The 24,162-nt window shown below is 45.4% G+C and carries 28 protein-coding genes; 5 read left to right on the top strand and 23 right to left on the bottom strand.

Features of this window, described 5'->3' with window-relative positions; all coding sequences use genetic code 11:
- Positions 1-85: 85 nt before the first annotated feature.
- Positions 86-799, bottom strand: coding sequence for a GntR family transcriptional regulator (locus tag BVJ53_RS00510; protein ID WP_129300671.1), 714 nt, complete (start codon positions 797-799; stop codon positions 86-88).
- A gap of 224 nt (positions 800-1,023) precedes the next feature.
- Between BVJ53_RS00510 and BVJ53_RS00505 the strand changes: the two genes are divergently transcribed.
- The 3 genes from BVJ53_RS00505 to BVJ53_RS00495 all read left to right on the top strand — a co-directional run bounded on the left by BVJ53_RS00505 (position 1,024) and on the right by BVJ53_RS00495 (position 3,322).
- A complete protein-coding gene (locus tag BVJ53_RS00505; protein ID WP_129300670.1) occupies positions 1,024-1,344 on the top strand; it encodes a PTS sugar transporter subunit IIB in 321 nt (106 codons plus the stop codon).
- Positions 1,345-1,357: 13 nt separating this feature from the next.
- On the top strand, positions 1,358-1,717 hold the full coding sequence (locus tag BVJ53_RS00500; protein WP_129300669.1) for a PTS lactose/cellobiose transporter subunit IIA: 360 nt from the start codon (positions 1,358-1,360) through the stop codon (positions 1,715-1,717).
- A 126-nt stretch (positions 1,718-1,843) separates the two neighbouring features.
- A complete protein-coding gene (locus BVJ53_RS00495; RefSeq protein WP_238150111.1) occupies positions 1,844-3,322 on the top strand; it encodes a 6-phospho-beta-glucosidase in 1,479 nt (492 codons plus the stop codon).
- Positions 3,323-3,474: 152 nt separating this feature from the next.
- Here the strand turns inward: BVJ53_RS00495 and BVJ53_RS00490 are convergent, their stop codons facing one another.
- Positions 3,475-3,768, bottom strand: a complete 294-nt coding sequence (locus BVJ53_RS00490; protein WP_158280550.1) for a type II toxin-antitoxin system RelB/DinJ family antitoxin — start codon at positions 3,766-3,768, stop codon at positions 3,475-3,477.
- Between the two features lie 116 nt (positions 3,769-3,884).
- The gene (locus BVJ53_RS00485) at positions 3,885-4,175 is read right to left on the bottom strand and encodes a hypothetical protein (RefSeq protein ID WP_129300667.1); all 291 of its coding nucleotides are present in this window, start codon (positions 4,173-4,175) and stop codon (positions 3,885-3,887) included.
- A gap of 283 nt (positions 4,176-4,458) precedes the next feature.
- Here BVJ53_RS00485 and BVJ53_RS00480 point away from each other — a divergent pair, with 283 nt between their 5' ends.
- Positions 4,459-4,716, top strand: a complete 258-nt coding sequence (locus tag BVJ53_RS00480) for a prevent-host-death protein (RefSeq protein ID WP_129300666.1) — start codon at positions 4,459-4,461, stop codon at positions 4,714-4,716.
- 316 nt (positions 4,717-5,032) lie between these two features.
- Here the strand turns inward: BVJ53_RS00480 and BVJ53_RS00475 are convergent, their stop codons facing one another.
- The 16 genes from BVJ53_RS00475 to BVJ53_RS00400 form a co-directional block, all read right to left on the bottom strand.
- Positions 5,033-5,554, bottom strand: coding sequence for a YjbQ family protein (locus BVJ53_RS00475; RefSeq protein ID WP_129300665.1), 522 nt, complete (start codon positions 5,552-5,554; stop codon positions 5,033-5,035).
- The gene (locus BVJ53_RS00470; RefSeq protein ID WP_129300664.1) at positions 5,551-6,243 is read right to left on the bottom strand and encodes a triose-phosphate isomerase; all 693 of its coding nucleotides are present in this window, start codon (positions 6,241-6,243) and stop codon (positions 5,551-5,553) included. Before BVJ53_RS00470 ends, BVJ53_RS00475 begins: the two co-directional genes overlap by 4 nt.
- Positions 6,244-6,273: 30 nt before the next feature.
- A complete protein-coding gene (locus BVJ53_RS00465) occupies positions 6,274-7,137 on the bottom strand; it encodes a class II fructose-bisphosphate aldolase (RefSeq protein WP_129300663.1) in 864 nt (287 codons plus the stop codon).
- The gene (locus BVJ53_RS00460) at positions 7,137-7,439 is read right to left on the bottom strand and encodes a PTS sugar transporter subunit IIB (RefSeq protein ID WP_129300662.1); all 303 of its coding nucleotides are present in this window, start codon (positions 7,437-7,439) and stop codon (positions 7,137-7,139) included. The genes BVJ53_RS00465 and BVJ53_RS00460 overlap by 1 nt, the downstream gene beginning before the upstream one ends.
- Before the next feature lie 23 nt (positions 7,440-7,462).
- The gene (locus BVJ53_RS00455; protein ID WP_129300661.1) at positions 7,463-8,800 is read right to left on the bottom strand and encodes a PTS galactitol transporter subunit IIC; all 1,338 of its coding nucleotides are present in this window, start codon (positions 8,798-8,800) and stop codon (positions 7,463-7,465) included.
- 34 nt (positions 8,801-8,834) lie between these two features.
- The gene (locus BVJ53_RS00450; RefSeq protein WP_129300660.1) at positions 8,835-9,314 is read right to left on the bottom strand and encodes a PTS sugar transporter subunit IIA; all 480 of its coding nucleotides are present in this window, start codon (positions 9,312-9,314) and stop codon (positions 8,835-8,837) included.
- Between the two features lie 5 nt (positions 9,315-9,319).
- A complete protein-coding gene (locus BVJ53_RS00445) occupies positions 9,320-9,733 on the bottom strand; it encodes a PTS sugar transporter subunit IIA (RefSeq protein ID WP_129300659.1) in 414 nt (137 codons plus the stop codon).
- A complete protein-coding gene (locus BVJ53_RS00440) occupies positions 9,711-11,195 on the bottom strand; it encodes a BglG family transcription antiterminator (RefSeq protein WP_129300658.1) in 1,485 nt (494 codons plus the stop codon). Before BVJ53_RS00440 ends, BVJ53_RS00445 begins: the two co-directional genes overlap by 23 nt.
- Positions 11,196-11,489: 294 nt before the next feature.
- Complete coding sequence (locus BVJ53_RS00435; protein ID WP_129300657.1) at positions 11,490-13,112, bottom strand: hypothetical protein; 1,623 nt, start codon at positions 13,110-13,112, stop codon at positions 11,490-11,492.
- 12 nt (positions 13,113-13,124) lie between these two features.
- Complete coding sequence (locus tag BVJ53_RS00430) at positions 13,125-14,582, bottom strand: DUF4874 domain-containing protein (protein WP_129300656.1); 1,458 nt, start codon at positions 14,580-14,582, stop codon at positions 13,125-13,127.
- Positions 14,583-14,593: 11 nt separating this feature from the next.
- A complete protein-coding gene (locus BVJ53_RS00425) occupies positions 14,594-15,970 on the bottom strand; it encodes a DUF4874 domain-containing protein (protein WP_158280549.1) in 1,377 nt (458 codons plus the stop codon).
- A 47-nt stretch (positions 15,971-16,017) separates the two neighbouring features.
- Entirely contained in the window at positions 16,018-17,070 is a 1,053-nt protein-coding gene (locus tag BVJ53_RS00420) for a LacI family DNA-binding transcriptional regulator (protein ID WP_158280548.1), read from the bottom strand.
- Positions 17,071-17,107: 37 nt separating this feature from the next.
- Entirely contained in the window at positions 17,108-17,527 is a 420-nt protein-coding gene (locus tag BVJ53_RS00415; RefSeq protein ID WP_129300653.1) for a PTS sugar transporter subunit IIA, read from the bottom strand.
- A gap of 62 nt (positions 17,528-17,589) precedes the next feature.
- Positions 17,590-18,411, bottom strand: a complete 822-nt coding sequence (locus BVJ53_RS00410; RefSeq protein WP_129300652.1) for a PTS system mannose/fructose/sorbose family transporter subunit IID — start codon at positions 18,409-18,411, stop codon at positions 17,590-17,592.
- Complete coding sequence (locus BVJ53_RS00405; RefSeq protein WP_129300651.1) at positions 18,401-19,231, bottom strand: PTS mannose/fructose/sorbose/N-acetylgalactosamine transporter subunit IIC; 831 nt, start codon at positions 19,229-19,231, stop codon at positions 18,401-18,403. The genes BVJ53_RS00410 and BVJ53_RS00405 overlap by 11 nt, the downstream gene beginning before the upstream one ends.
- Positions 19,228-19,722, bottom strand: a complete 495-nt coding sequence (locus BVJ53_RS00400) for a PTS system mannose/fructose/N-acetylgalactosamine-transporter subunit IIB (protein ID WP_129300750.1) — start codon at positions 19,720-19,722, stop codon at positions 19,228-19,230. The genes BVJ53_RS00405 and BVJ53_RS00400 overlap by 4 nt, the downstream gene beginning before the upstream one ends.
- Positions 19,723-19,903: 181 nt before the next feature.
- Between BVJ53_RS00400 and BVJ53_RS00395 the strand changes: the two genes are divergently transcribed.
- On the top strand, positions 19,904-20,299 hold the full coding sequence (locus BVJ53_RS00395; RefSeq protein ID WP_129300650.1) for a hypothetical protein: 396 nt from the start codon (positions 19,904-19,906) through the stop codon (positions 20,297-20,299).
- A 138-nt stretch (positions 20,300-20,437) separates the two neighbouring features.
- Here BVJ53_RS00395 and dagF read toward each other — a convergent pair whose 3' ends face one another.
- Genes dagF through BVJ53_RS00375 form a run of 4 tightly spaced genes read right to left on the bottom strand, consistent with a single transcriptional unit; the run spans position 20,438 to position 24,160 of the window.
- Positions 20,438-21,202 (bottom strand): 2-dehydro-3-deoxy-phosphogluconate aldolase, encoded by a 765-nt coding sequence (gene dagF, locus BVJ53_RS00390; protein ID WP_129300649.1) that lies wholly within the window; start codon positions 21,200-21,202, stop codon positions 20,438-20,440.
- A 14-nt stretch (positions 21,203-21,216) separates the two neighbouring features.
- The gene (locus BVJ53_RS00385; protein ID WP_129300648.1) at positions 21,217-22,317 is read right to left on the bottom strand and encodes a DgaE family pyridoxal phosphate-dependent ammonia lyase; all 1,101 of its coding nucleotides are present in this window, start codon (positions 22,315-22,317) and stop codon (positions 21,217-21,219) included.
- Positions 22,314-23,435: an amidohydrolase/deacetylase family metallohydrolase gene (locus tag BVJ53_RS00380; RefSeq protein ID WP_129300647.1), complete on the bottom strand. Its 1,122-nt coding sequence runs from the start codon at positions 23,433-23,435 to the stop codon at positions 22,314-22,316. Before BVJ53_RS00380 ends, BVJ53_RS00385 begins: the two co-directional genes overlap by 4 nt.
- Before the next feature lie 35 nt (positions 23,436-23,470).
- Complete coding sequence (locus BVJ53_RS00375; protein WP_129300646.1) at positions 23,471-24,160, bottom strand: DUF4310 family protein; 690 nt, start codon at positions 24,158-24,160, stop codon at positions 23,471-23,473.
- Between the last annotated feature and the right edge of the window lie 2 nt (positions 24,161-24,162).

Below are 24,162 nucleotides of genomic sequence, written 5' to 3'. Positions count from 1 at the left end.
AAGGATTCAGCCAAAATTCCGAATCCTTGATGGGTTATTTTAATTGAACAACTATCACATCAACCAAAAAGTGCCAATCCGACTTTTAACCGGCTGTGACCGGAAATGATCGTGAATAAAACCCCAAGTCAGGATAGACGTAATAGCTTGTCGAATAATTAAACGGAACCCCTTTTCCGTAATAATTCGTCTGATCCAGTGCAAGCACCGGCCTGCCTTCTGGTTGTTTCATAACTGCTGCTTGCTCCGCTGTCAACATTGCGAGCCGGACAAGATTCTCTGACTCAGAGATCCGAATCTGATAAGCGTCATGCAAAAAATCAAAAATAGAATGATTAACGGCCTCAGGCGACAAAAACGGAACCGCTTTGAGGGTAAAATAGGCCTCTTCTAAACAATAAAGGGCAGCATGCAGGTAGCGTAGTCGGACAACTCGATACAATTCACTACTTTTTGAAACGTCAAGTGATCTGGCTAAATCTGCACCCGCTTTGATCTTGTCAAAAGTAATCACGTGAGAGGTCAGATGTTGATGCTTATTATGCATCGCTACGTCAGCGCGTGTGACTAAGTTGATAATGGTATTAGACGTTGCCGGCATGTGATTGACATAAAAACCCGAACCTTGCACACGCCTAAGAAGCCCGCTGCGATAAACAACATCAATCGCTCGGCGTATTGTATTTCGTCCAGCCTGATATCGATTGATTAAATCTGCTTCGGTCGGCAACTTGTCTGGATATTCCCCATTACGAATTGATTGCGCGATATTATCCGCAATTTCTTGATATTTCGTCATCAAAAAATCCCTTTCCTAGAAACGAATTCAAGTTAATTCTATATTGCCACAACCCACGCAATAAAAGAACATTAGCACTCATCAAATCAATCGTGAGGGGTTAGACTCACTAAATAAAAATTCATGGGCACTTGCAAAATTGATACCCATGAATTATATTTAGGCTGTTGTTTGAAAACGGTTGCTTTTTAATCGTTGAATTTTACCAAGGGAGATTAAATACAATGGCTAAGAAAAAGATTCTACTCGTTTGCAATGCCGGTATGTCAACAAGCTTATTGGTAACCAAGATGCAAAAAGCTGCAGAAAAGGACAATATTGATGTCGATATTTCGGCAACGGCTTCAGCTGATATCAACAACAAAATCAGCGATGGCGATCCGAATGTGATGATGCTCGGGCCTCAAGTTCGTTATATGCAAAAAGACTTGGCTGCCAAATATGATTTTCCAGTTGAAGTGATCAACATGCAGGACTATGGCATGATGAACGGCGAAAATGTTTTACAGGCAGCACTCAAAATCATCAACAAAGAAGACAACTAACAGGAGCAAAACAATGTCAAAAGAGACAGACACCAAACCAAGCGAAAATGATAACAACTTGGAAACCGTCATGGGTCTGATTGTAAACGGCGGCAATGCCAAAAGCTCTGCCTTTGAAGCTATTTCTGCTGCAAAAGAAGGCAAATTTAAAGAAGCAGATAGTAAGCTGAAAGAAGCGGATGACTTTTTGGCCAAAGCCCACAACTCACAGTCAAGCATGTTAACCAATGAAGCCCAAGGAAAGCACGTTCCCGTGACTTTGTTGATGGTGCATTCACAAGACCATTTAATGAACGCCATCACTTTTCGCGATCTTGCTGGTGAGATTGTGGATCTATACAAGAGATTGGCTGACGCTAAAACATCCAATTAGTCTGATGTCAGGTGAATCGTATCAGCTTAATTTTTTAACAGCGAAATGCAGGGGCAATATTTGCAAAACAAGCCCAAACAGAAACTGGATATTTATAAAATCTCCATCAAAGGAAGTTTAATGATTATGGTAAAGAAAACCTCAATGCCTCCCAATTTTTTGTGGGGAGGCGCCATGGCTGCCCATCAGGTGGAAGGAAACTGGCAGGCTGGTGGCAAGGGTGTCTCAATTGCAGATATCATGACTGCAGCGAGTCGGGACCAGCCTGTTCGTCAGGTAACCGAACACATTGATCCGCAAAAAAATTACCCAAATCACTGGGGGATTGACTTCTACAAAACCTATCCCGAAGATATCGACTTATTTGCCGATCTAGGCCTCAAAGTCTTGCGCACCTCAATTGCATGGACCAGAATCTTCCCGAATGGTGATGAAACAACACCCAATGAGGAAGGTCTCAAGTATTATGACGACCTGTTCGATACGCTTCTGTCGAAAGGCATCCAACCGGTCATCACGTTATCGCACTTTGAAATGCCTTATCATTTAGTCAAAGCATACGGCGGCTGGCGAAACCGTAAATTAATTGAATTCTTTGTACGTTTTGCTACCACGGTCTTTCAGCGTTATAAAGACAAGGTAAAATATTGGCTTACTTTTAACGAAATCGACAATCAATCCGATTGGCGACTTCCGCAGCACCTCCTTCAAGATTCAGGGCTACAGCTTGATGCCACCGACAATTGGGAAGAAGCTATGTTCCAAGCGGCCCATAACGAAATGGTCGCAAGTGCCAAAGCCGTTCAAGCCGCACACAAGATCAATCCAAGTTTACAAGTAGGCGCTATGCTAGCTATGGTGCCTATCTATTCCTTGACAGCCAAACCAGATGATCAAATGTTTGCATTACGCGCTATGCAGTATCGCTATTATTTTGGCGACGTTCAGTTAACGGGACACTATCCGGCTTGGCTTTTAAATTATTTCAAGAGTAAGCAGTACGACATCACCATGACGGAAAGTGACAAAAAGGATTTACAAGCAGGAACTGCTGACTTTTTGGGTATGTCCTACTATTTCTCCTTTGCAACCGAAGCGCGGCAAGACGGCAAAGTTGAATTTGACGAACATCATGATTTAGTTTCGAACCCTTATTTGCAAAAGTCAGCATGGGGATGGCAAATTGATCCAGTTGGCCTGCGCTATATCCTTAACTGGGCTAATGATCGTTGGCACAAACCGATTATGATTGTCGAAAACGGCATTGGCGCTTATGACAAGCTGACTTCTGACGGTAAAGTTCACGATGATTATCGCATTAAGTATTTGCACGATCACATCGAACAGATGAAGCTTGCAACTGTCACAGACGGTGTCAACGTCATTGGTTATACAATGTGGAGCCCGATTGACCTCGTTTCTGCCAGCACGGGAGAAATGGCAAAGCGATACGGTTTAATCTACGTCGATCGGGACAACAATGGCAAAGGCTCTGATCGCAGGCTTAAAAAAGATTCCTTCTATTGGTATCAGCATGTCATTGCAACGAATGGATCTGATTTAGAACCAGATCAGGCTGAAGAACATGCTGATCAAACAGACTGATCAGCCAAAAAGGTGGCACAACTTCAAATGGCCCCATGAAGTTGTACCGCCTTTTTTTGGTTGCCAGTATCTCAAGAAATACAGGCGACTTTTACAGCACATAAATTTTGAATCAAAGAAAAGAGTCGTGCATTTCGCACGACTCCATAGCCTCATTTGTTAATTTCATCATGCAAATCTTCAAAAAGACTCTCCACATTTTCAAAATCTTGAAATCTACCATCTTTTAAGTCCTGAAGTGAATTTTCAGTTGCTTGATCAAGTGGGTCTCTGGCTGTTGGCGTAAAAGGCAATGCCTGATCGCGAATGACTTGCTTTAGAAAAATATTGATGCCAGCGTTCAAGTCCATGCCCATAGCCTTAAACACCTTTTCTGCAGCCTCTTTTGTGGCCGTGCCGAGACGAATTGTCGTAGTGATCTGATCTTCAGCCGCTATAAAGTTCACCTCATGATAAATTTAAGTGTTTAATTTCAAATCGGCTTTAGCGTGGAAATATACGTACGCATGCCGCGTAGCCTTTGTAAATCAGCAAACTCCTTGTTGCTGTTTTCCCATAAAGGCTATTTTGACTCAGATATAAGTTCACTCAGAATCCGATTAACTTTTTGCTCACGCAGCTGGTACAGCCCGCACTGTTCCCGACAAAATACGGTCCGATCTTTTTTAACCTGATCGACAACTTTTTCGATGACCGCATTGGTGCGTTGATTGGCCTGGCGCAAAGCCTCCAATTTGGCCTTGGGCTCAGACATGGTTGCCGTCGCCGTCATTGCCTTCAGGATCATCTGCGCTTTATATTCACGAATCGGGTGACATTCTTCCAATTGGTGCTTGATCAACAAATCCTTCATCTTTAACACCCTCGCTTCATTATCCGCTTCTCCAACAGAAACAACCAAAAGTGTATAACAATCTCACAATGTTCACTTATGCGCAAATTAAATAGTAATGATTACTGTCTACAAAGGGTAGAATACGCTGTTTCGCTGTGTTTTGTCAATGCCATAAGCACCGAACACCTTACCCTTTGATTTTATCAGAACTTTTCGCCCTATAGTACTTTTAAATTGCTAACTAGCGCATATTCCCGTAATCTTGATGTCAACAAAACAATTAAATTAGGAGGCTTTCGCTATGAAGACGTATACGCCTGCAGCATTGCATAAAAACCTGTCCGATGTACTGAACAAAGTGGCGGTCGGAAACGAAGCAATAGGGGTAACCCTCGATCAGCTAACAGGCTCCAATAAGAGTGTTGTCTTGCTAAACAAATCTCGTTATAGAGAATTGGAAGAGTTGGCATTTCTGCATCGGACAGGCACACTGGATGTCGTCACGCACCGAATGGATAATGAAAAGCTAGGCGACTTTGATAAAGAGAACGTGTACTAAGCTCTGACACGTAGCACATTTTCAAGTACATTTTCAAAGAATCCGGTTGACTGCCCATGGACTCACTATATCGTTCACAGCCGCACATACTAGCAGGCCAGAACACTAGCCAAGATCTCGAATCGGGCAGATAAACGACAGGAGCTGTGAGTGTCCTACGATCCACATATTTTAAAGCAAAACGCCCGTGGCCATAACCCGGACGTTCAAAATTCCATGAATTCTCTTTTACCAGGTTTCAACTGCTGAAACAGTCGTGCCCGCGCAGATTTTCTGCCATGAGATCATTGTTTCAGCACTTGAACAAGATCACCACTTACGCTTCACCTTCCACTAACACATTGCAGTGCCGAGTCCGGACGCGATTTTGATCCCAGTCGACAAAGTAGATGTAACCAACCGTACCCGTTTGAAGCACACCATCGCGGATGACAAAGGTTTCACTGGCACCAAACATTGACGCTCGAATATGGGCATCGCCATTTAGCACCGTGCCATCATTGCCCTTATATGCGGGATTGTCTTGAATGCTGTGCAGGAAATCAATGTGTTTCGGACCAGGATACTTATAGTTTGTATTTTCTGTCAGTTCACGCGGAACAAGTTTGTCTAACAGACGACTCATATCAACCAGCAAATATTCATCGCCATTAAAGTCTCGGTCGTGGGTGAATTCTTCAAAGATTACCGAACAAGTTGTGTGTGGTGATTGAACGACACAGATACCGTTCTGAACACCACTATCTTTAACGAATTGTTTGACTTGATCAGTTACATTGTGAAAAGTAACTCTGTGTCCATTTGATGTTAAGTCTAGCACTTCACTTTTAACGGTCATGCTAATTGTGCCTCCTTATAAGCTGCCATAGCGCCCATCATTTCTTCCAACTTTGCCTGCCAGTCTGGCGCCTCAATGATGCCACTTGTCCCACCGGTACCATCTGCTCCTAATTGCAGAACTTTCTTCACATCCTCACCGGTGCTAACACCAGCTGCTTGCATGATTAAAATGTCGGGGTCAACACGACGCACCGCTTCGTTAGTTGACTTGATATAATCCCCATTACTGATGCTGCCGGTACCGATCAGACTGGTTGGCTCGCAAATCATCATGGTCGGATGCAAGGTCGCGATTGCCTTGCTCTCGGATGGCGTGTCAGAACATACAATCGTCATGAGGCCCACTGCCTTGGCACGCGTAATCGTTTGATCCAAAACGCCGATGCCAAGCGGTTTTTCTGCATGATTCAATACAACCGCTTCAACACCTGCTGCTTTTAAGGCTTCTGGTAAAACATGACCCATGCCCCGTCCCGGATGTAAGGGATCCATGTGCTGTGCCGTGATGGTCAGATGCGTTGTCGCAGCCTTGATGCGCGGCAGGTCAATTAATTGACCGGTAAACAAACAGTCTAAGTGATACTGGCTCGCAACTTTGTCCGCAATTTTCGCGAGTTTGACGACATCATCCCCGTAAAGATAAGACTTAGGGTTCACAATGAAAAATGGTTTCTTGATCTTTGCCATACCAACATCATCCCTTCCTGAAAATGACCACTATAGAGCGCCAAGTGCTGTTGCTGTTTCGACCTGATTCAATTTGACGGTATCGAAAACATCAATGTAATGTTCATCCAGTGATTTAATGGCGTCTTGTTCAGCTTCAATCATTTTAAGAACACTTGCATATTTTTGCGCCTGTGCCTCATGAAGCGCAGCATTGGCCAAATCAGTATAAATATTGACTTTAGTAATACCTAACCTTGCTGCTTTGTTAAGATTGTCGTCACCTGAAGATGACCCGCCATGTAAAACTAAGGGAATCGGAACCGCTTTTCGCAACTCACTGAGGCGTTCAAAATTCAAATGTGGCGTTTTTGCACTCTTGTAAACGCCATGGGAAGTCCCGATTGAAACCGCCAACGAATCAACTTGAGTCCGTTTAACAAACTCAACTGCCGCCTCGACTTCGGTATATTGGTTGGCATCATCCTCACTCAAGCCAGTTCCAACATGCCCGATCTCGGCTTCCACAACCACGCCGCGTTGATGTGCATAATCGACCACGTCTTTGGTCATTGCAACATTTTTATCGAATTTCTCAGCCGAGGCGTCAATCATCACGGACGTAAAACCATGATTCACACCATATTTCACTAAATCAGGCGAAAAACCATGATCTAGATGCAGCACAATCGGTACTTTCGCTTGGGCACCGTAAAATTTACCTAAATTCAAGGCTTCATCAATACTGATGTCAGCTTCGTGTTTTTGTGCCCAAGCAAGTAAAATCGGTACATGCTTCTGCTCTGCCGCTGCAACATGTGTTCGAGCTGATATCTCATCCCAAAAGTTGAAGTGCGGAATCGCGAACCCTCCTGCGCGTGCCGTCAGCAACAAATCTTTCGAAGAAATGAGCATTATTTAGCAGCCTCCCCGTCTTCAATATCCTGTTTGATTTCTGCGTAAACTTTGTCTGCACCTACACCTGTTAACAGCGGTACGCCATCAATAACCTTTTCTTTAATCGAATCTGGCACCAATGTCGTCGAAACAACAATATCGTAATCATCAATGTGATTGACTTCTTCAGCAACCTTGCTCTGGTACAACTTGACATTCTTGCTGAGTCCTTGTTGCTCAAGCCACGTCTTTAACTTACCCATTACAACCGTTGAAGTTGCCACACCAGTTCCGCAGATAACTAATAATTTTTTGGTCATGTTTGTTCTCTCCTTTTTAAACTTTATGCCGTTACTTTTTCACTTTTATCGCGAATCTTGTTAAGCCAGAATAGCAATCCCAAGGCAACTAGGAACAAAACCGCAATGCCGATCCACTGAAACTTTTCACCCATCATCAGGTAAATAAAGTTGGTCCACAAACCGCCGTCACTCAATGCAGATATCGAATTGTTGCCGCCCATGTTGAAACTTGCCGCTTTTGCTAGCTTGGTGATTAGTGGTGCAGCCCAACTGGCAACATAGAGACTAATAGCAATATCAACGGTGCCGGCAATGACAGTTCTGAAAATGTCGCCCTTGAAAACAGCTGCAAACAACGCAATGAAGAACGGAATGGTTGCTAAATCGCCAAAAGGTAATACTTTGTTGCCTGGTAGCACAACTGCAAGCAATAGCGTGATCGGTACCAATAGCAATGCTGCAGATAATACGGAGCCTTGGCCGATCGCCAGTGCACTATCCATACCGATATATAGTTTTCGACCTGGAAAGTGTTTTTTGATCATGTCATTGGCGCCTTCCGAAATCGGGGTTAAACCTTCCATCAGTAGTGAAACCATCCGAGGCATGAGCATCATGACCGCGGCCATGCTGACAGCTAAGTTCAACACTTTGTTAATCGGTTGTTGCGCCAGTAAGCCGATAACCAATCCAATCACAGCGCCAATAACTGTGGTATCGCCGAATACACCTAGACGTTTTTGAATGGTCTCGGCATCGAGATGAATTTTGTTGATACCAGGGATGCGATCAAACAACCAGTTAAAAGGAAGCGCGAAGACGTAACCTGGCGCAGATAAGCCGTGTGGAAACGAAATGCCCTCCAGACCGTAATACTTGGCAACAGTCGGCGCACTCAGATCGGCAAAGAAATAGGTAAACATGGTCACCACAACCATCGTAGCCAGTCCCAACCACATATTGCCTGTCAGCGTGTACAGAATTGAACCGGCAAATGCCACATGCCAATAATTCCAAATGTCGACGTCCAGCGTTTTGGTTAGGCCCAAAATCAGTAAGATGATATTCGTGCCTACGCCCACCGGAATCGCCATGGCACCTAATGCCGTACCATACGCAATTGCTGAAGCAGCTGGCCAACCAACATCAATGCTGCTAAGATGCAGGCCATAGTTACTGATCATCGCTTTTGTCGCCGGTCCTAGGCTTGTTGTCAGCAGGTTAATCACAAGATTTAACCCGATAAAACCAATACCGATCGTTAACGCAGACTTAAATGCCTTGCCTGGTTTAATTCGCAGCGCTAATCCGAAAAGAAAAAGCAATATCGGCAAGAAAACACTTGCGCCTAGGTTGACGATCCATTGAATCACTTGCATTTGAGCTCTCCTCCTTTGGTTTCAATACCAGCTGTTACTCGATACCACGTTCAGTCATAAAATCAACGAATGACGCAACTGTTGTGATTCGTTGAAATGCTGCCATGGCGTTGTCGTCCGAAAATAGGCCCATTAACTTTTGAAGCATATCCAGTTGCTGATGGGCAGTTTTTAATGCTAAGACAAACAGATAACTGACCTCTACCACCTCAGTTGCACTTGCCATTTGCCGGAATGTAACCGGCTTTTTCAATGCGACAAAACCGATTTGATCATGCAATACTTGATCAGCGTCAGTATGCGGGATAGCTACTCCCACACCATCATTAAGCTTCAACCCTGTTGGATATGTTTTCTCTCGAGCGATAATGGCATCTCCAAAAGTCGGCTTGACTGCGCCGACATCAGTTAAACGATTTGCAACCGACTGCAATACTGCATTTCGATCAGGGAAAGACTGATTAAAGTCAATTACCTGATCCGAGAAGAAATGATTGATACGTGTCTTCTCCATAACGTTCACTCCATTTCAAACAATTGATTAATTGAATCTGCATCAGCCAGTTTTTGCATAACAGGGCGAAAACGCTCACCGTTCTGGTCATGTGGTGAGATAGCTAATACAACAAGTTTGTTTATCTGATGCACTTCGCCAGAGTAGTCTGAGTGCCAGTTCAGCAGCGAATCAGTTTTGACCAAGAGCACCGTGGTTTGCATAACTTTTTCCGAAATCAAGTGCAAAATGATCGTCCCATAACCGATATATGTCTCGCCTTCACGTTCGCGTTCAGTCACAAGCTTTTCGACCAAAGCGGGTGTCAGATCAAGTGTCTCGGGATGCAAGACTTCGGCAATCAGTTCAAAAAGGTGCTTCTGATTCACTGGCGCTTTCAACCTAACTAACGGCACATCACTTGATTTCTTTAATGGCATGACGAATTTTCTCCTTATCCAAGTTCGACAACACAGCGCTAACTAACACTTTTGGAATTGCCAGCTTGTCATACTGGGAACCCTTGAGATCAATCGTTGAGACGATCAAGTCCGTGTTTTTCAACGAATTAAGATCAATGTCTGACAACAATCCTGTCGCCGTCTGATCGATTTTCAATTCGCGAAAAGTTTTCTCTAACTTCACGCGTAACAACTCAGAAGTACCAATCCCACTGGCACAAATGACGAGTGTTTGAATTTTGTGATCCTGTTGCTCCAAGAAACGCGCGAAATACATCACAATAAAACCGACTTCATTGGCCGAGATTTCCGGCAATTGAAATTCTTTTGCGGCAGCTTGGGTTCCAGCAGTCAACACCTCAAACAACTTTGCATATTCACGCTTAATATCCGCTAACAGGCCGTTTGTGACAGCGATATTATTTTCAAGCCGATTAATGAGCGGCGCGACATGCCCAGCCAACTCACGCCATGCCTTTAGCTGAATGTGTGCAACTGGTAGATGTTCATTGACATAACGAATTAAGAATTGCGAGACATCGAGAACTTTTTGGCTATATGAAAGCATCTTGACATTCGGTGCTCCGTCATCGATTCGCGACGAAATCAGATATTGGAAAAGATAATCCGTCTCTTCAGGTGGCAACTTCTTAGCTAAATATTTTTCCGTATTGTTAATCACGATTTCTGCCAATCGATAAAGGTGCAGGTTTTTCAACATCAACTTCCGAACTTCACCACTGTTGACAATTTTGAGCTGCTCAGCCTTGCCTTGACGACGAACACGTTGGATCAGAATATACAAATGCGACAAAATATTGACATTGTATGGATAGGCCAGCTTGCCACCCGTCGCCTGTTCAATGACCTGAACCTGGGTAGTGATAAATTGTTGATCATAATCCGTAATGCCCTCGATCTTACCGCCGTTAGTAATAGCAGACATATTTTGTAAAACACTGCTTAGTTGCTCCCGAATGTCCGTCTCCTCGCCTTCGAGATGAACCGTGTTGTTGACACGGACAAGGTGCAGTTTCTGTTTAAGCAAGCGACGTTTAAGATACAACAGATCATTGTCAATCGTCGCATCGCTCACATATTGGTCAGCGTATAAGTCTGTCAGCGAAATCTTTAGCGGCGCGCGAAACAATAGCTGCTCTAAGATTTGGTTTCTACGCTCAAGGCTGCTCTGATTGGTGCCATCAACGGCTTCATTCGACGCTTTTAGATCCGGCAACGCACTGGGTAAAAGACGTGCCCCTTTTCCGCGAATCATCTGAATAACCGGCTCGTCAGATCGTTCATTAATCTGATCAATGTGGCGATAAATGGTTTTCGTCGATGTTCCTAACGCCCTTGCAACCTCGCTTGCGTTCACAAATCCACTATTCCGGGACAAGTAATCCAGCAGTGCCTGATCGAGATCGCCAATATGATTCACTTGTTAAACACCTCCTCACCACTGCAAACGCTTACAGTTACAGTATACGGGTGCCTTCGATTGATCCACATAAACTGATGTCCAGAGGTTTGGACATGATGTTTGTGGACATGGATGAGACAACTGGCAAAAGGCATAAGAAAAGCACCTACTTTTAAGTAAGTGCTTGCTTAATTCCACCGCCACTACCCTAGTTTTTAAACAACACATTCTATCCTTCCAGAACTTATTATGCTTGTTCAGCACTAACACCGCTATCGTCCTAACTGCAACTATTAACCTCAACAAGCTGAACTACTGGATAGCCAACTCACTTATCTTAGATCTCCCCTCAGGCAAATCGATTCTAAGCTCATTCGTGTTAACAGTACTGGAAAATGGCACATTCTGCCCTGCAACACTGTCGTCATCAAACCAATCAGCTGACCATGTCAACGAATCATCATATATCGACTGCCAGCTACCGTTCACATTTGCAAAGATTCGAAGTTGGTTAGGCGCATACTTTTGATCAGGCACATTGAGTGTCAAACCCGAAACAGCTTGATTGTTTTTCAACCTCAGAATGACGCTGACCGTTGCTCCAGATGGTGACGAAGTAAGGTCAATGAACGTGCCTAATTGCTGATCGGAGAGCCACTTTAACGGTGTGAGTTCACTTAAGTCAGCATTTTGCAGGGACAGCTCAGATTCATGATCCTGTTGAGTTGCGGCTAATTTTACTACCTCATCCGTAAATTGTTTTTTTAATGCCGGTTGTTGATCATCTGTGGCGGCGCTTAATTTCCCAATAATTGCCTGGCTATTAGCCATAAAGTCAGCCGCCGCTTGTGCTTGAAATTCACCTGCTGCTGTACCAATTAATCCGAAATTCTTAATGGCGCTATAAACGGAATTAATATCAGCAGCAGGCATGTCCAGTCCAACCCTGATTGGGTTCGGAGCCAAGAGCCTCATTGAGATTTTTTTGCCAAAGCTTGCAAAATAGTCATTAATCACGATGCGAAAATTTGAGGCAATAATCGGATTTCTTAGAGCCAAACTCAAAGGTTCCTCTTTCGCCTGACCAGCGGGTGTCTTCCACGGCACCTGAATATTGGCATTACCGGCATCTTTCCAAGTGCCATTTTCCTCATACTGAACAGTGAGCGTCTTCACGCCTTGGTCTTTCGGAAACCAGCCGATCAAATTCAGTGAATCTACATAGACTGAACTCGCATAATGATAGCTGATACTATTCTGTCTGTTGCTTGGCACAAAATCGATGTCATGATGCGTGGGATTGTTAACCAGGTTGTCGGCAGTTCCGGCGGTGATTGCCAAACCATCAAACGTAACTTCTGGCGCCGTTACGGCACTCTGACTTTGTTTAACAATGGGTTGAAGTTGATGCATCGTGATTTTATCTCCCCATGTATGATTAGCCGAATTAATATAGATCCGATAACTTTGTGCTTTCACGATTGTCTTCAAAGCGATCTGGAGCGTTTCAGGACCAGCACCTTGGGAGGTCCACGCAATCGCAATTGGATCGCTCTTATGCCAAGTGCCATCTGCATTTTTCGAAGCAAACGTCAGGTTACTGATACCCTGACCATTCGGCCACCATCCTGTCAACCGGATCCCGGCAACTGCAACGGGTTCTTCGTAATCATACTGAAAATAAGCATTGTCACTTTTCCTAAAATTCACATCTTGCGTATTGCTGGTATTTGCAAGCAGTGACCAGTTGCTATCACTTGTACCCTCAACGCCTGTCACGCCACTGGCGGAAACTTTTGGTGTTAGATTGCTAGATGGCGCCAGTTCACTAGCCGTTGCGTTAACCACAATTGACCGCGAACTAACAACTAGATAGCAGCCACTCAAGATAATGACGAATAAGCCAAGAAGCTGCATTTCTGTTTTGATTTTCATGACCTTATCCTCTTAAAATGTCGAAATGATATTGTAACCTTCTGAAAATGTCATATCATTAGCCAAGCGATTTCCCGTGCCGTCATAACCGGCGAAAAAGAACGCAAGATACTTGGCTTTCGTCTGATTTGTTTCCGTTACGGACCAATTTGTTGTCTCTTCACTGCCAGTTTGAAGATCCTTGAAATTATCAACGGACTTTTCAGCAACTATCTTTTTGTCTTTATCAAGCAGTACAAACTTGGCTTGTGCGGTTAGCATCGGGGCAGCAAATCCGTAATTTTTTAAGGTTAGTTGATACGTGGTTTGCCCATTAACAGTCGCTTCATTTGCCTTAGTCAAGGCAACTCGGTAACCTAAATAATCACGAATGTAATCAAACCATGTTCGATTTACATTCTCGCCATCTGACTTTTTGAACCAAGATGGCTGATAAGGTAACCCCAACCGATCCAAAATAGCACGATTTATATACTGGTGTTGCCAACTCATCATCGAATATGGTTGGCCGTCTTCTTTGTAATTGTGCGCTAGACTGAGGGACGTAAAATGATGCTGAGCTAAACGCTGTGCGCTTAATTTGGCCGAAATGAGTTTCCCACCATGATCGCTAGCATTAGCGACACCCCAAATCATTTCGCCATCTACAGGCACTGTCTTGGACTCAGTTGCCATTGCCTTCCAAGCCGCGGAGTTTGGGTCATTCCCCGCTGTATTCCATTCATGAAGGTTTCCAATGAGATAGTCGTCATGAAAGCCAACACGATTCCAGTCAGCCGAACTCCTAGCGACATCGTTAGCCTTAATATTGTAATACCGCACCTGAATCGGCAGATCTTTCGGCGTGACCGCAAGCAAGGTTCGTAAAATGGATTTTTCGTCCATTCTTCTGCGCGCGCCGCCGTCCCATTCGCCCCATGAGCCAATCAAGCCCGCTTGCAGAACAGAAATTTGGTCGCGGTGAGCTTTAATCCACGGCTCCAGCTGGTGTAAATGTTGCAAAACCGTGGTTGTTGTCGGCTCTTGCGCTTTTGGATTAGCATCATCCCAAATATAAGCGAAACGCAAAACTGCTTTGATATGATGTTGCGCCAGCGCTTGGAAATAATCATTCATTTCAGAAAATGCCTTTTCATCTAACGGCTTATCCTTGTAAGCTGTCAGATAAAAATAAACTTGAGCCAACTTGGGTTGATCGGTGCTAAAGTTGCTAACGGCTTGACTGAGTTGGTCAATGCCAGTTTTATTGGCGTTTCCCCAAAGCCCCATACCAGAATGAACATCTAAATTCACTTCCAGTCTGAGACCACGATCTTGATTGTTTAGTAGCTGATGGTCTTCGCCAGCAGTCAGCGCTTTTACAGCAATGTCTTTGCTAGTCGCCGCTTGTGCATTGCTTGAACCGCGAAAGCCGGCTATGCCAATCAACAACAAGCCGATCAGAGACACCAACTTAATCGTTTTTCTCATGTCAATACACCTCACGAAAATGCAAACCAGTTAATCCCATCTGCAAATTCAGCCAAATTGGCGACCCTCGCTGTTTCGCCGTTTGTAGCTCTAAGTAAGATGCCAAGACTAATGGGTGTCTGTCCTCTTTGAATTGGCACAACAAAGCTCACATCTTGGCCACTGACAAGAGAAGCTTTAGGTATATTTGCTTCTCCCAGCGTCTGATGAGATTGGCCAATTACCATCAAACTGATACGATCAAGTCCAAGCGGTGCAGCAAAACCGTCGTTGCGCAAAATGACCTGAACGATGTCAGTCTTGGGACCATAGGCGATGCTTTTTACTGAAATACGATATCCTAAATAATCACGGATATATTCAAAGTAATTACGCTGAATGGGTTTTTGCTTTTCGTCAACGAACCAGCTTTCCTGAAATGGCCAATGGTGATCGTGCAAAATTTGTGGTGTGATTGGCACGTCCTTCCATTCAGCAAGCGATCCGCCAGAAGGTAATTCTTCTTCTGAGACACCAGCGCGTTTGAGTTCGTTTTTCCATGTTGTTGAAGTAAACGATCCGGTTTCTCCCTCTTGATAATTATGTGCCAAGCTAAACGTAGTGAATGAGCCTTTCACTAAACGGTTCACCATCATCACGGGGTCAATGAACGGTGTCTTCAGATAAATAGGGTTTGCCCAGAACCAGCTCATTTCGCCATCAACTAATGTCTGTTTCGAATCACGCAATAGTTGTTGATACTCACTTGATTTTTCATTTTTGCCAGCCGTATTCCAAATATGCGGTATACCAATCAAAAAATCATCATGGAATCCAATTCGACTTAGGCTAACGGCATCATCAACATTTAGGTTGCGATTTTTAATATTTAGATACCGCACCTGAATTTTAAGATCATCTGGCGTATTAACCAAAAGGCTCTTGAGCAGCTCAGTTTCGTCAATCCTTTCCCTTGAACGAAACGCCCACTCTCCCCACGCACCAATCATCCCGGCTTGTAAAGCATAAATTGCCGCACGATTCTTTTGCAGAAATGGCGCTAGCTGCTGAAGATGCGTTTTCATCATCGATAGCGTTGCCGCTTGCCTTGTTGGATTGGCATCGTCCCAAACATAAGCAAACCGAAGCAATGCTTTCAAATGCAGCTGATTGATGGCATCGAAGTAAGCTTGCATATTCTGGAATGCTGTTTGATCAAGTGGTCTATCGCGATAGTCCGTTAAATAAAAGTAAACTTGGGCAATGGTTGGTTGTTCCTCTCTGTACAATGAAACCTCATGTTTAAGTGCATCGATCGCATTCCAATCAGCATACTCATAGATGCCCTTGTTGCTTGCAACATTTAAATATACTTCAAGTCGAAACCCTCTGTCCGGATTTTGAAGCAATTCGCTAGAGCGGCTGCCTGGCAACATTTTCGGCGTTATAACAGTCTTCATTTTATCTTTTCCTCCTCATCATCTCGTTGTCTACCATAATGTTCATCACCTGTGCTTTCTCGTAGCTTCAACTCGACACTCAACAAATTTGTTGACGTTGCAGAACGCCACTCGTTTAGTCGAGCCTGAACACTATGAACAGCCGTCCGACCCAGTTCTTCTTCAGGAATGTGAACTGACGACAGCCGCGGGATAAAGTACTGTGACTCCCGAATGTCATCAAACCCAATAATGTGATAATCATCGGGCGCGTGGTAACCTGCTTCATGAAGCCCGCGCATAATGCCCATTGCCAGCGTATCGTTACCGGCCAAGATGCCCTTGGGAAGGTTCGGCAATCCAGCTAAACGTTTTGCAGCTTCATATCCGGCATTGCAATCCCAACCCACAAGAATAGCTTTACCATCTTTGTCTGTGTGCACTTGCATCCATGCTTGGTAAGTCTTTAAACGAATTTCGTCTTCAGTCTTCGTCTTAGTGCCATCAAGATCAGTGACGTACCGTTTGCCACCGACGTAAACGATATCGCCTTTTGCCCACTCGTCCAATTTCGCCAATGCCTGCTTTGTGCCATTGGCGGAATCAGCGTTAACGCGATCAACCTGAATCGATTCGTAGCGGTCGTCAATGACGACTGCATGTTCATTTAATTCAAGAACACGTTCGAGGCCGTTCCGCGTTAACCCGCCAATCACAATAACCCCGTCCGCATACTTAATACTATCGAATGCTGGTTGCGTTACCGCCGAACTGAGATACACCGTGGGGCCTAATCTGGCACCGATTCTTTTTAATTCACCTAGGATCCCTTGCTTGACGTGCTGATAGTAGATGTTTGATGTAGCTTCGTCTAAATCCATTGTCGTCACCAACGCAATGGTCAGTGGTGTCTTACGCGCCAACTTAGAATAATTCAGTCGTTTCGCAATCATCTCAATCTTGTACCGCGTTTGCGCCGTCACAGACAGTGTTGGGTCATGATTAAGAACTCTAGAAACGGTTCCAGGTGAAACGTTTGCTTCTTCTGCAATTTTACGAATACTGACCATAGTAACTTCCCTCTTTAACGAATAACCCTTGTGTCGTTCATGTTTCGTCATCCTCATTAGCGTTTAGATTGTTTGCAGCTTCCCTAACATCTAAAACACCTTGTTGCCCAGCTTGAATGATTTCCTGATTTGATGGCTTTTGTCCTAATAACGTTTGATTGACAATGGCCAAAATCATCGGAAGATTTAACCCGCTCAGCACACGCAGATCTGGATTCTGAGCCATCATGCTTATCGCAACATTGCTCGGTGTTCCACCCAACAAATCAACAATAATCAATTTATCTGGATCACCACTCGAATCAATTAACTTTTTTACTCGTTCGGCCAACTGGTCTGGTCCTTCGCTTGGTTGAAGGCCTAAAGCAGTAAAGTTGTCTAAGTTGCCAAGAATCATTTCCGCACTTTTTAGAATTTCCTCAGCAAATCGCCCATGGCTTAACAAAATCACTTCCATCGTGACACCACCTATTCTTTAAAAGAAATGACCCAACCTTTTAAGTTGAGCCATTTTTTAAGTTAGCCAACAATTTTCAAATTATAGAGAACTATCGCTAAAATCAAAACGAACCATGTCGCACGGGTAGAATTCATATGCTTACGATCCAGCAACCAGTAAACAAATGCGACTAACAAAATTGGAACTAGCGATGGCATGATCTGATTCAGCGTGGTCTGCAGCTTCATCGTTACTTTGCCGACTTTGAATACAAATGGGACATTAATATTAATAACAGTTGGAATCAACGCCCCAATAACCGTTACGCCGAGGAGAGTTGCGGCATCAGTCAAAGCTGCTAAACGTGAACTCATCGTTGTGACGAGTTCAACACCTCGTTTATAAGCAAACGGCATCCAAGTAAATCCCCAGATATATAGGGCAGCCAGAGCGCCCATCCATAAAATGGAACCGGTCGGATTCCCTTTCAGCGCCATGTAAGAAGCAATTGCCCCAAAAATGGTTGACTGAACAGTGCCCAATAACGTATCACCCACAGCAGCAAAGGGTCCCATCAAACCAGTCTTCACGCCACGAATTGCATCTTCGGCCGCAGTTCCTTGCTGTTCCTCTAATGCAATGTCAATTCCTTGAATAATGGACCCCATATGCGGACTTGTATTGAAGAACTCAGCTTGCAGCGCCATCATCCGCTTCATCTTCTCAGGATCATTACCATATAAACGACGCAAAATAGGCATTTGTGAACCAACATATCCCGGCGCCATCATCGTTTCATAGTTCCAACTAAGGGATGAGGTAAAAATCCAGCGAATATTTGCACTTCTTAAATCTTTCTTGGTCAGCTTTTGTACAGGTCGAGCTGTTGTCTCATTCTTCATCGCCCGTAATCTCCTCTCCAATACCGAGTTCCTTCGCTTTCTCCGTATCTAACCCGTCTCCCTTAATATGAGGCTGTTCACCATTACTATTCATTAGTTTTTGATAGTAAAGAATGGCGAAACCAACACCGGCCAAAGCCACACCGAGCATCGGTATCTTCAGATAGGCAGCGCCGATGAATCCAAAAATAATATAAGCTGCAAATTTCTTGATCGGTAGATAATGCATTAAAATTGCAATACCGACTGCTGGCAGCATGGTTCCAGCTGCTTTCAACCCACCCATCAGCCATTGTGGCAAATAATTCAGAACATTTTTGACAAAGGACTCGCCAAAAATCAAGACTAAGAATACCGGCAATGCTCGAGAAATCCCCCAAGGTATTGCACCATATAGCGAATTTCTTACCACTGCTTTGTCGTCATTCTTTCCGATTGCACGATTAATTCGGTGCGCAAAATACGTATTAGCAAACCGTGCCAAAATATCCAGTTGCACCATCAGCAAGCCAACAGGAATACCAACACCAATCCCATAATTAATCCCTTTACCAGAAATATGCGCGATGGCAGTACCAATAATTGCTCCTGTAGCATAATCCGGAATTGAAGCACCACCAAAAGTGCCAACACCAAGGATCATTAACTGCAATGTTGCACCGACCGCCAGCCCAAGTTTCATGTCACCAACAATCAGACCAGCAATTAAACCAGCATTAACCGGGTTCCCAAAACCGATACCCAATGTGATGATTTCATTAATTTGAAAAAAAGCAAATAACGACAGTAGGATAATTTGAGCCATACTCAATTGATTCATAATGAAGACTCCTCCTTCTTTAAGGCTGCCATAAAGTCTTCCTGAGGGTCATTTGGAACCATTTGATGGTAAATTCGAACACCATGTGCTGCTAACTTTTTAAATATTTGAGCCTCGTCATTTGAAACGGCGACACTTTTAAAGATTGATGTTCTGTCTTCTCCAGTCGACAAATTGCCAACGTTGACCTCCTTTATCGGAACACCTGCTTCCACCAAGTTAAGAAGTGCTTCTGGCTCACGCGTGACAATGAAAACATTTTGACTGTTATAACGACCGGCAAGAAAGTTTGCTCCTGCTCGATCCGGCGGCAGAATACTCAGGGCCACCTGACTTGGTCTTGCAAGCTTTAATGCGGTTTTTTCCAAATCATCACTTGCGACTTTATCACCGAGTACCATAATGCGTGTTGCATTGATAGCACCCGTCCAAATTCGTGCCACTTGCCCATGAATCAACCGACCATCCACTCGTACATTGACGATTGTCATCATCTTTCCTCCATTCTCCAAAAAGCCAATTGATAACGCTTTCATTTTACGCACAGATTTTAACCTGCTTCTTCTGTTTTGTAAACAATTTTGTCTTAAGTAAATTTATTTGACAGCGTTTTCTTTTGTGCTTAAGCTTGGTTTGCGTTTAAGTTCTTGGTTTCAATTGGAGGGTAAAGAAATGATCATCTTGCAACGACCAAAATCGCCAATGCGGAGTAATGCTCCCACATTAGTCTTCGTCAATGGTCAACCAGTTGGCTCTGTCTATGAAGGTCTAGCTTTAAAACTCGATCTGAAGAAAGGGGATCAAATTCGACTTGTCCAAAGTCTGATTAATCGTTCGAAAGTTTACACGATTATTCAAACAAACGCCCGCTATACGATTCAACCAAATCGTCATGGCATTTTATTGATGACGCTTATGATTCTTGCAATGTTTCTCTTGCCACAGGCACTTCAGCACTTTATTGATTTTTCTCAAAATACCATTTCGGTCATAATCTTCGGCATTTTTTTGTTATTGCAACTAGGACTAACTTATAGGCAAGGACTAGAACTCCGTCGAATTGCTTAATCAAGAATGTTTCGCCAGCCAAGAAGACTTTAATGTTCAAAAGAGCCTACAGATCAAGCAACACGCGAGGAACGCTTGCTCGATCTGTAGGCTCTTAACTTCTATTACTTTCAAATACGCTTCGCTACAAAAACCGTCCTACTCCGCCGCCACCAACTCGCTAGCATCCACCAACCGCTTGGTAATCGCCCACAACTCAGCCACATCTTCCGGACGCGTCAAACCAGTCGCCTTGTCAATGATCGAACTATAAACATGCGGAATGATCTGCTTAACGCCGGCATCCAACGCAATCTGGAGAATCGGTTCGAAATTATCGAGATCGATGCCGCCGGTTGGCTCAAGGTTGAAGCCTTCTTCGGCGCAGGCTTTGGCGACGGCCCGATATTCGGTTTCATGCTTCAGGCCGCCCATGGGGAAGAATTTGAAGCTGGTGCCGCCCATGTCTTGTAGCAACGCGATGGCCGTAGCGACTGGTACTTCGCCGGCTGCTTTTTGACTGCTTTTGGGACCGGTGGCGATGTTGACTACGCCGATTTTACCGGTCGGCGAAACTAGGCCGTTGATCACAGTGTCGCTTTGGCCAAGCAGTGCCCGGCTGGTACCGACGCCGGTGAAAACCTGGTTGACGTGTTGCGGCTGTAAGACCTTGGAGACACGGCTGACCATCGCACTTTGGTTCGGGTCGCCGGCGCCGAGACCGACTGATAAGCCGTTTTCGGTGACGGCCTGGTATTGCTTCATGTCTTCAATCGCGGCTTCATCGGTGGCGTAGTTTTTGGTCAGAACGCCGACCACCACATGACCCTCCGCGGCTTCGTAAATTTCTTTGGAATTTTCAACGGATCCAGCCAAAACGTTCAGGGCAACACGATTTTTGTAATAGTTTGGGATTAGATTCATGGGAGCAATCCTTTCTATGCAAGAATTTCCTTGAGGCGGTTCACAATCAGATCCATTTCGGCTTGGTCGACGGCGCGGATGTCGAACTCGATGATGCCTTCGTTCGCGCGATATTCGCGGGTGTAAATTGCCGGATCGCCGGCTTTGAGTTCGGCCGTGACTTGCTTGGCGTCTTTCGGGCTGGACGCTTCGACGGTCACAGCGGCGCGGAAAATTGGCCGGCCGGCAGCGTCTTGGACCTCCTTGACGTTGAGGTGCGGGACGTCATTGAGCGCCGCCACGAATGGGTGCAGCCGGACTTTCATCGCTTCACCGGATTCCGGGCCGTTGTCGAGATAATGCATGAGTGCGGTGGTGAAGCCGAGGATATTTTCCTTGCCGATCTTCATCGCGCGACCGATGCCCAGTCCCTGCAACTTGGTCCAACTGATATACGGCTCCTTGCCGAAAACGAGGCCGGACGCTGGACCTTCAATCGCCTTGGCTCCGGAGAACAGTACCACATCAACGCCCATATCGACATACTTCTTCAGATCTTCTTCCGCTGCCGCATCGAGAATCAACGGCAGCTCATGCTTATGTGCCACTGCCAGCGCTTCTTCAATCGTCAACATGCTCTTTTGCACGGCATGGTGGCTTTTCACATAGAAAATGGCCGCGGTGTTCTCGGTGATCATCATTTCCACGTGTTCCGGCGTGCACATATTGGCATAGCCGGCCTCAACCACCTGGCCACCGCCGAGTTCGATCATGACTTCTTCCGGCGTGCCATAGTCGACATTTTGGCCTTTTGGTAGGATAATCTCGCGCTTCGTGTACCGTGGTGAAAAGGGATGGTACGCGTGATACTTGCTGCCTTGGCCGATGATGCCAGCCACCGCTTCGGCAATACCGGCAGAAGCGGAGTTCACGACCAGCGCGCCTTCTGTTCCTAATTTTTTAGCGATGAAGGCACCAGTTTTGTCGGTCAGATCCTTCATTTCAAAAAAGTGGGTGTCACCAAACTGCTGCGCCTCAATCGCGGCTTCCGGAACTTTGGACACGCCTAAAATGGTCATTTTGCCGCTGGCGTTAATCACGTGCTTCAAATCGTAAGTGCTGTAATAATCTGTCATGCTCGCTGTGCCTCCAAGTCGTATACCGTCCCGCCAACAATGGTACAGATCGGGGTGATCAATTGATGGCCGGTTTCCGTGTTGCCATTCGAATCCGTTAATACCTTATCACCCGGCGTGACATTGTAAATGGTTATATCGGCATCTTTGCCTGGCCGCAGTCGTCCTTTGTTCAGCAGATGGAACGTATCGGCCGGCGCAAACGTCACCATCCGAATCACTTCTGGCAGCGTGTAGCCGACTTGCAACATTTTTTCCATCGTTGTCGCCATGTCATACACCGGTCCGTTTTCCCGATTGCGGTGATAAATATCGGTGCTCAGCGACTTCGGATCCAGCCCATGGTCGCGGGCAATTTTCATGGTTTTAAAATTAAACGAATCGGTTCCGTGGCCGACATCGAAAACAACACCGCGATCATACGCATCGTAAACAAAGTCCTTGATTTCGCCGTTTTCATCAATCATCCCATTTGGCTTGCCATTGTAAGCATGCGTCAAAACATCGCCGCTGCCCATCGCTTGCAGAATATCCTTAAGTTCCGGCGGGTTGGCGCCGACATGAACCATAATCGGCAAGTGTCCGAGCAACGCCGCGTACGAGCGCGCCGCCAGTAACGGCTTGATGCCATTGTCAATCACGACTGAATGGCTTTCGCGGGCTTTGATCCCGACGATGAAGTCAGGCAAATCAACCACGGCATCAAATAGGTCTTCTTTGCTGACCTTGTCCATATCGCCTAATTCGTCTTGTGCTAAAATGCCCGTACGCCCGATATTGATCAAAGCATAGACGTTGGTTTTCTTGTCGCGGGTGATCTTATAAAAATCCCGGATATTGTCCGCACCGGTTGAGCCGGCATCGATGACCGTGGTGACGCCGGTTTTGTAACCATTTGCATCGGGATCGTCAAAATACAACGTTAACTTTTCATAACAGTGCACATGATCGTCAATCCAGCCGGCACTGACATACGACTGCCCGTGCAAGTCGATTTCTTTTTCGCCGCTAGCACCTTCCAACTTAGGCGCAATCGCCGCAATGCGGTTTCCCTTAATGCCGACTTCAATCGGCTGTTCGCGTTCCGTTTTACCGTTCTTGATTAAAACATCAAACACAAGTGAGGACCTGCCTTTCTAAACCCTTTTCGCTCTTACAACTTGACCGGGAAGAAAAACCCCATAATCATAGCCCCAATAATCGCGCCGCCTGGAATTGGTTTTTTCCAAGCATAGAAAAGTGCTGCGCCGATCGTGCTGCCGATCCCGATCGGAATGCTGGCGGTGACCGCGCTTAAGATGATCAGCGGGCCAAGGAAACGGCCGGTTTGGTTCCCGGCGCCCATCATGACATCCGCGCCAAACGTGGCGTTACTTTGATTAATCGTAAATTTTCGAACCAGGAAAATGATCGTGCCGATTGCTAATCCCAACACCGCACCGGTCAAAAGCGCCAAGCCAAAATTGGACACTAAGGATTTAGCGCCAACCGACAGCAGGATCGCGGGAATTCCGATGCCGACACCGGTTAGAATTGACCCGCCAAGATCCAGAATGCCGACGAGTGACCCTTCCAAAATTCGGGCAAACAGGAAACTGGCACCAAACGCCGCCGCGGCACCATAAGAACCGCCTGTCATCCCTGCCTTCAACATCGCCACGATTGCGACTTCATTGAAGGCACCGACACCATAATTGTAGTACATTGACGTTCCGGCAAAGACCCCGGCCGACATCAATGCGACAATCACCACGAAGCCCCAGTCTGCGTGCCAAAAGTCATGTTCGTTCGCAACCGCCTTTAATTCCTCGTCAGCAGTTGCGGTGGTTTGTTTATCCGCCATGC

Origin of the sequence: Lacticaseibacillus chiayiensis (assembly GCF_004123795.1) — a bacterium.
GTDB lineage: Bacteria > Bacillota > Bacilli > Lactobacillales > Lactobacillaceae > Lacticaseibacillus > Lacticaseibacillus chiayiensis.
Note: the sequence above shows the minus strand (reverse complement) of the source record. Positions and strands in the feature narration are given on the sequence as shown.

Bases quoted from the DNA above. Each gene is read 5' to 3' on its own strand.
- BVJ53_RS00510 (WP_129300671.1), bottom strand. From the start codon at position 799: ATGACGAAATATCAAGAAATTGCGGATAATATCGCGCAATCAATTCGT.
- BVJ53_RS00505 (WP_129300670.1), top strand. From the start codon at position 1,024: ATGGCTAAGAAAAAGATTCTACTCGTTTGCAATGCCGGTATGTCAACA.
- BVJ53_RS00500 (WP_129300669.1), top strand. From the start codon at position 1,358: ATGTCAAAAGAGACAGACACCAAACCAAGCGAAAATGATAACAACTTG.
- BVJ53_RS00495 (WP_238150111.1), top strand. From the start codon at position 1,844: ATGGTAAAGAAAACCTCAATGCCTCCCAATTTTTTGTGGGGAGGCGCC.
- BVJ53_RS00485 (WP_129300667.1), bottom strand. From the start codon at position 4,175: ATGAAGGATTTGTTGATCAAGCACCAATTGGAAGAATGTCACCCGATT.
- BVJ53_RS00480 (WP_129300666.1), top strand. From the start codon at position 4,459: ATGAAGACGTATACGCCTGCAGCATTGCATAAAAACCTGTCCGATGTA.
- BVJ53_RS00475 (WP_129300665.1), bottom strand. From the start codon at position 5,554: ATGACCGTTAAAAGTGAAGTGCTAGACTTAACATCAAATGGACACAGA.
- BVJ53_RS00470 (WP_129300664.1), bottom strand. From the start codon at position 6,243: ATGGCAAAGATCAAGAAACCATTTTTCATTGTGAACCCTAAGTCTTAT.
- BVJ53_RS00465 (WP_129300663.1), bottom strand. From the start codon at position 7,137: ATGCTCATTTCTTCGAAAGATTTGTTGCTGACGGCACGCGCAGGAGGG.
- BVJ53_RS00460 (WP_129300662.1), bottom strand. From the start codon at position 7,439: ATGACCAAAAAATTATTAGTTATCTGCGGAACTGGTGTGGCAACTTCA.
- BVJ53_RS00455 (WP_129300661.1), bottom strand. From the start codon at position 8,800: ATGCAAGTGATTCAATGGATCGTCAACCTAGGCGCAAGTGTTTTCTTG.
- BVJ53_RS00450 (WP_129300660.1), bottom strand. From the start codon at position 9,314: ATGGAGAAGACACGTATCAATCATTTCTTCTCGGATCAGGTAATTGAC.
- BVJ53_RS00445 (WP_129300659.1), bottom strand. From the start codon at position 9,733: ATGCCATTAAAGAAATCAAGTGATGTGCCGTTAGTTAGGTTGAAAGCG.
- BVJ53_RS00435 (WP_129300657.1), bottom strand. From the start codon at position 13,112: ATGAAAATCAAAACAGAAATGCAGCTTCTTGGCTTATTCGTCATTATC.
- BVJ53_RS00430 (WP_129300656.1), bottom strand. From the start codon at position 14,582: ATGAGAAAAACGATTAAGTTGGTGTCTCTGATCGGCTTGTTGTTGATT.
- BVJ53_RS00420 (WP_158280548.1), bottom strand. From the start codon at position 17,070: ATGGTCAGTATTCGTAAAATTGCAGAAGAAGCAAACGTTTCACCTGGA.
- BVJ53_RS00415 (WP_129300653.1), bottom strand. From the start codon at position 17,527: ATGGAAGTGATTTTGTTAAGCCATGGGCGATTTGCTGAGGAAATTCTA.
- BVJ53_RS00410 (WP_129300652.1), bottom strand. From the start codon at position 18,411: ATGAAGAATGAGACAACAGCTCGACCTGTACAAAAGCTGACCAAGAAA.
- BVJ53_RS00405 (WP_129300651.1), bottom strand. From the start codon at position 19,231: ATGAATCAATTGAGTATGGCTCAAATTATCCTACTGTCGTTATTTGCT.
- BVJ53_RS00400 (WP_129300750.1), bottom strand. From the start codon at position 19,722: ATGACAATCGTCAATGTACGAGTGGATGGTCGGTTGATTCATGGGCAA.
- BVJ53_RS00395 (WP_129300650.1), top strand. From the start codon at position 19,904: ATGATCATCTTGCAACGACCAAAATCGCCAATGCGGAGTAATGCTCCC.
- dagF (WP_129300649.1), bottom strand. From the start codon at position 21,202: ATGAATCTAATCCCAAACTATTACAAAAATCGTGTTGCCCTGAACGTT.
- BVJ53_RS00385 (WP_129300648.1), bottom strand. From the start codon at position 22,317: ATGACAGATTATTACAGCACTTACGATTTGAAGCACGTGATTAACGCC.
- BVJ53_RS00375 (WP_129300646.1), bottom strand. From the start codon at position 24,160: ATGGCGGATAAACAAACCACCGCAACTGCTGACGAGGAATTAAAGGCG.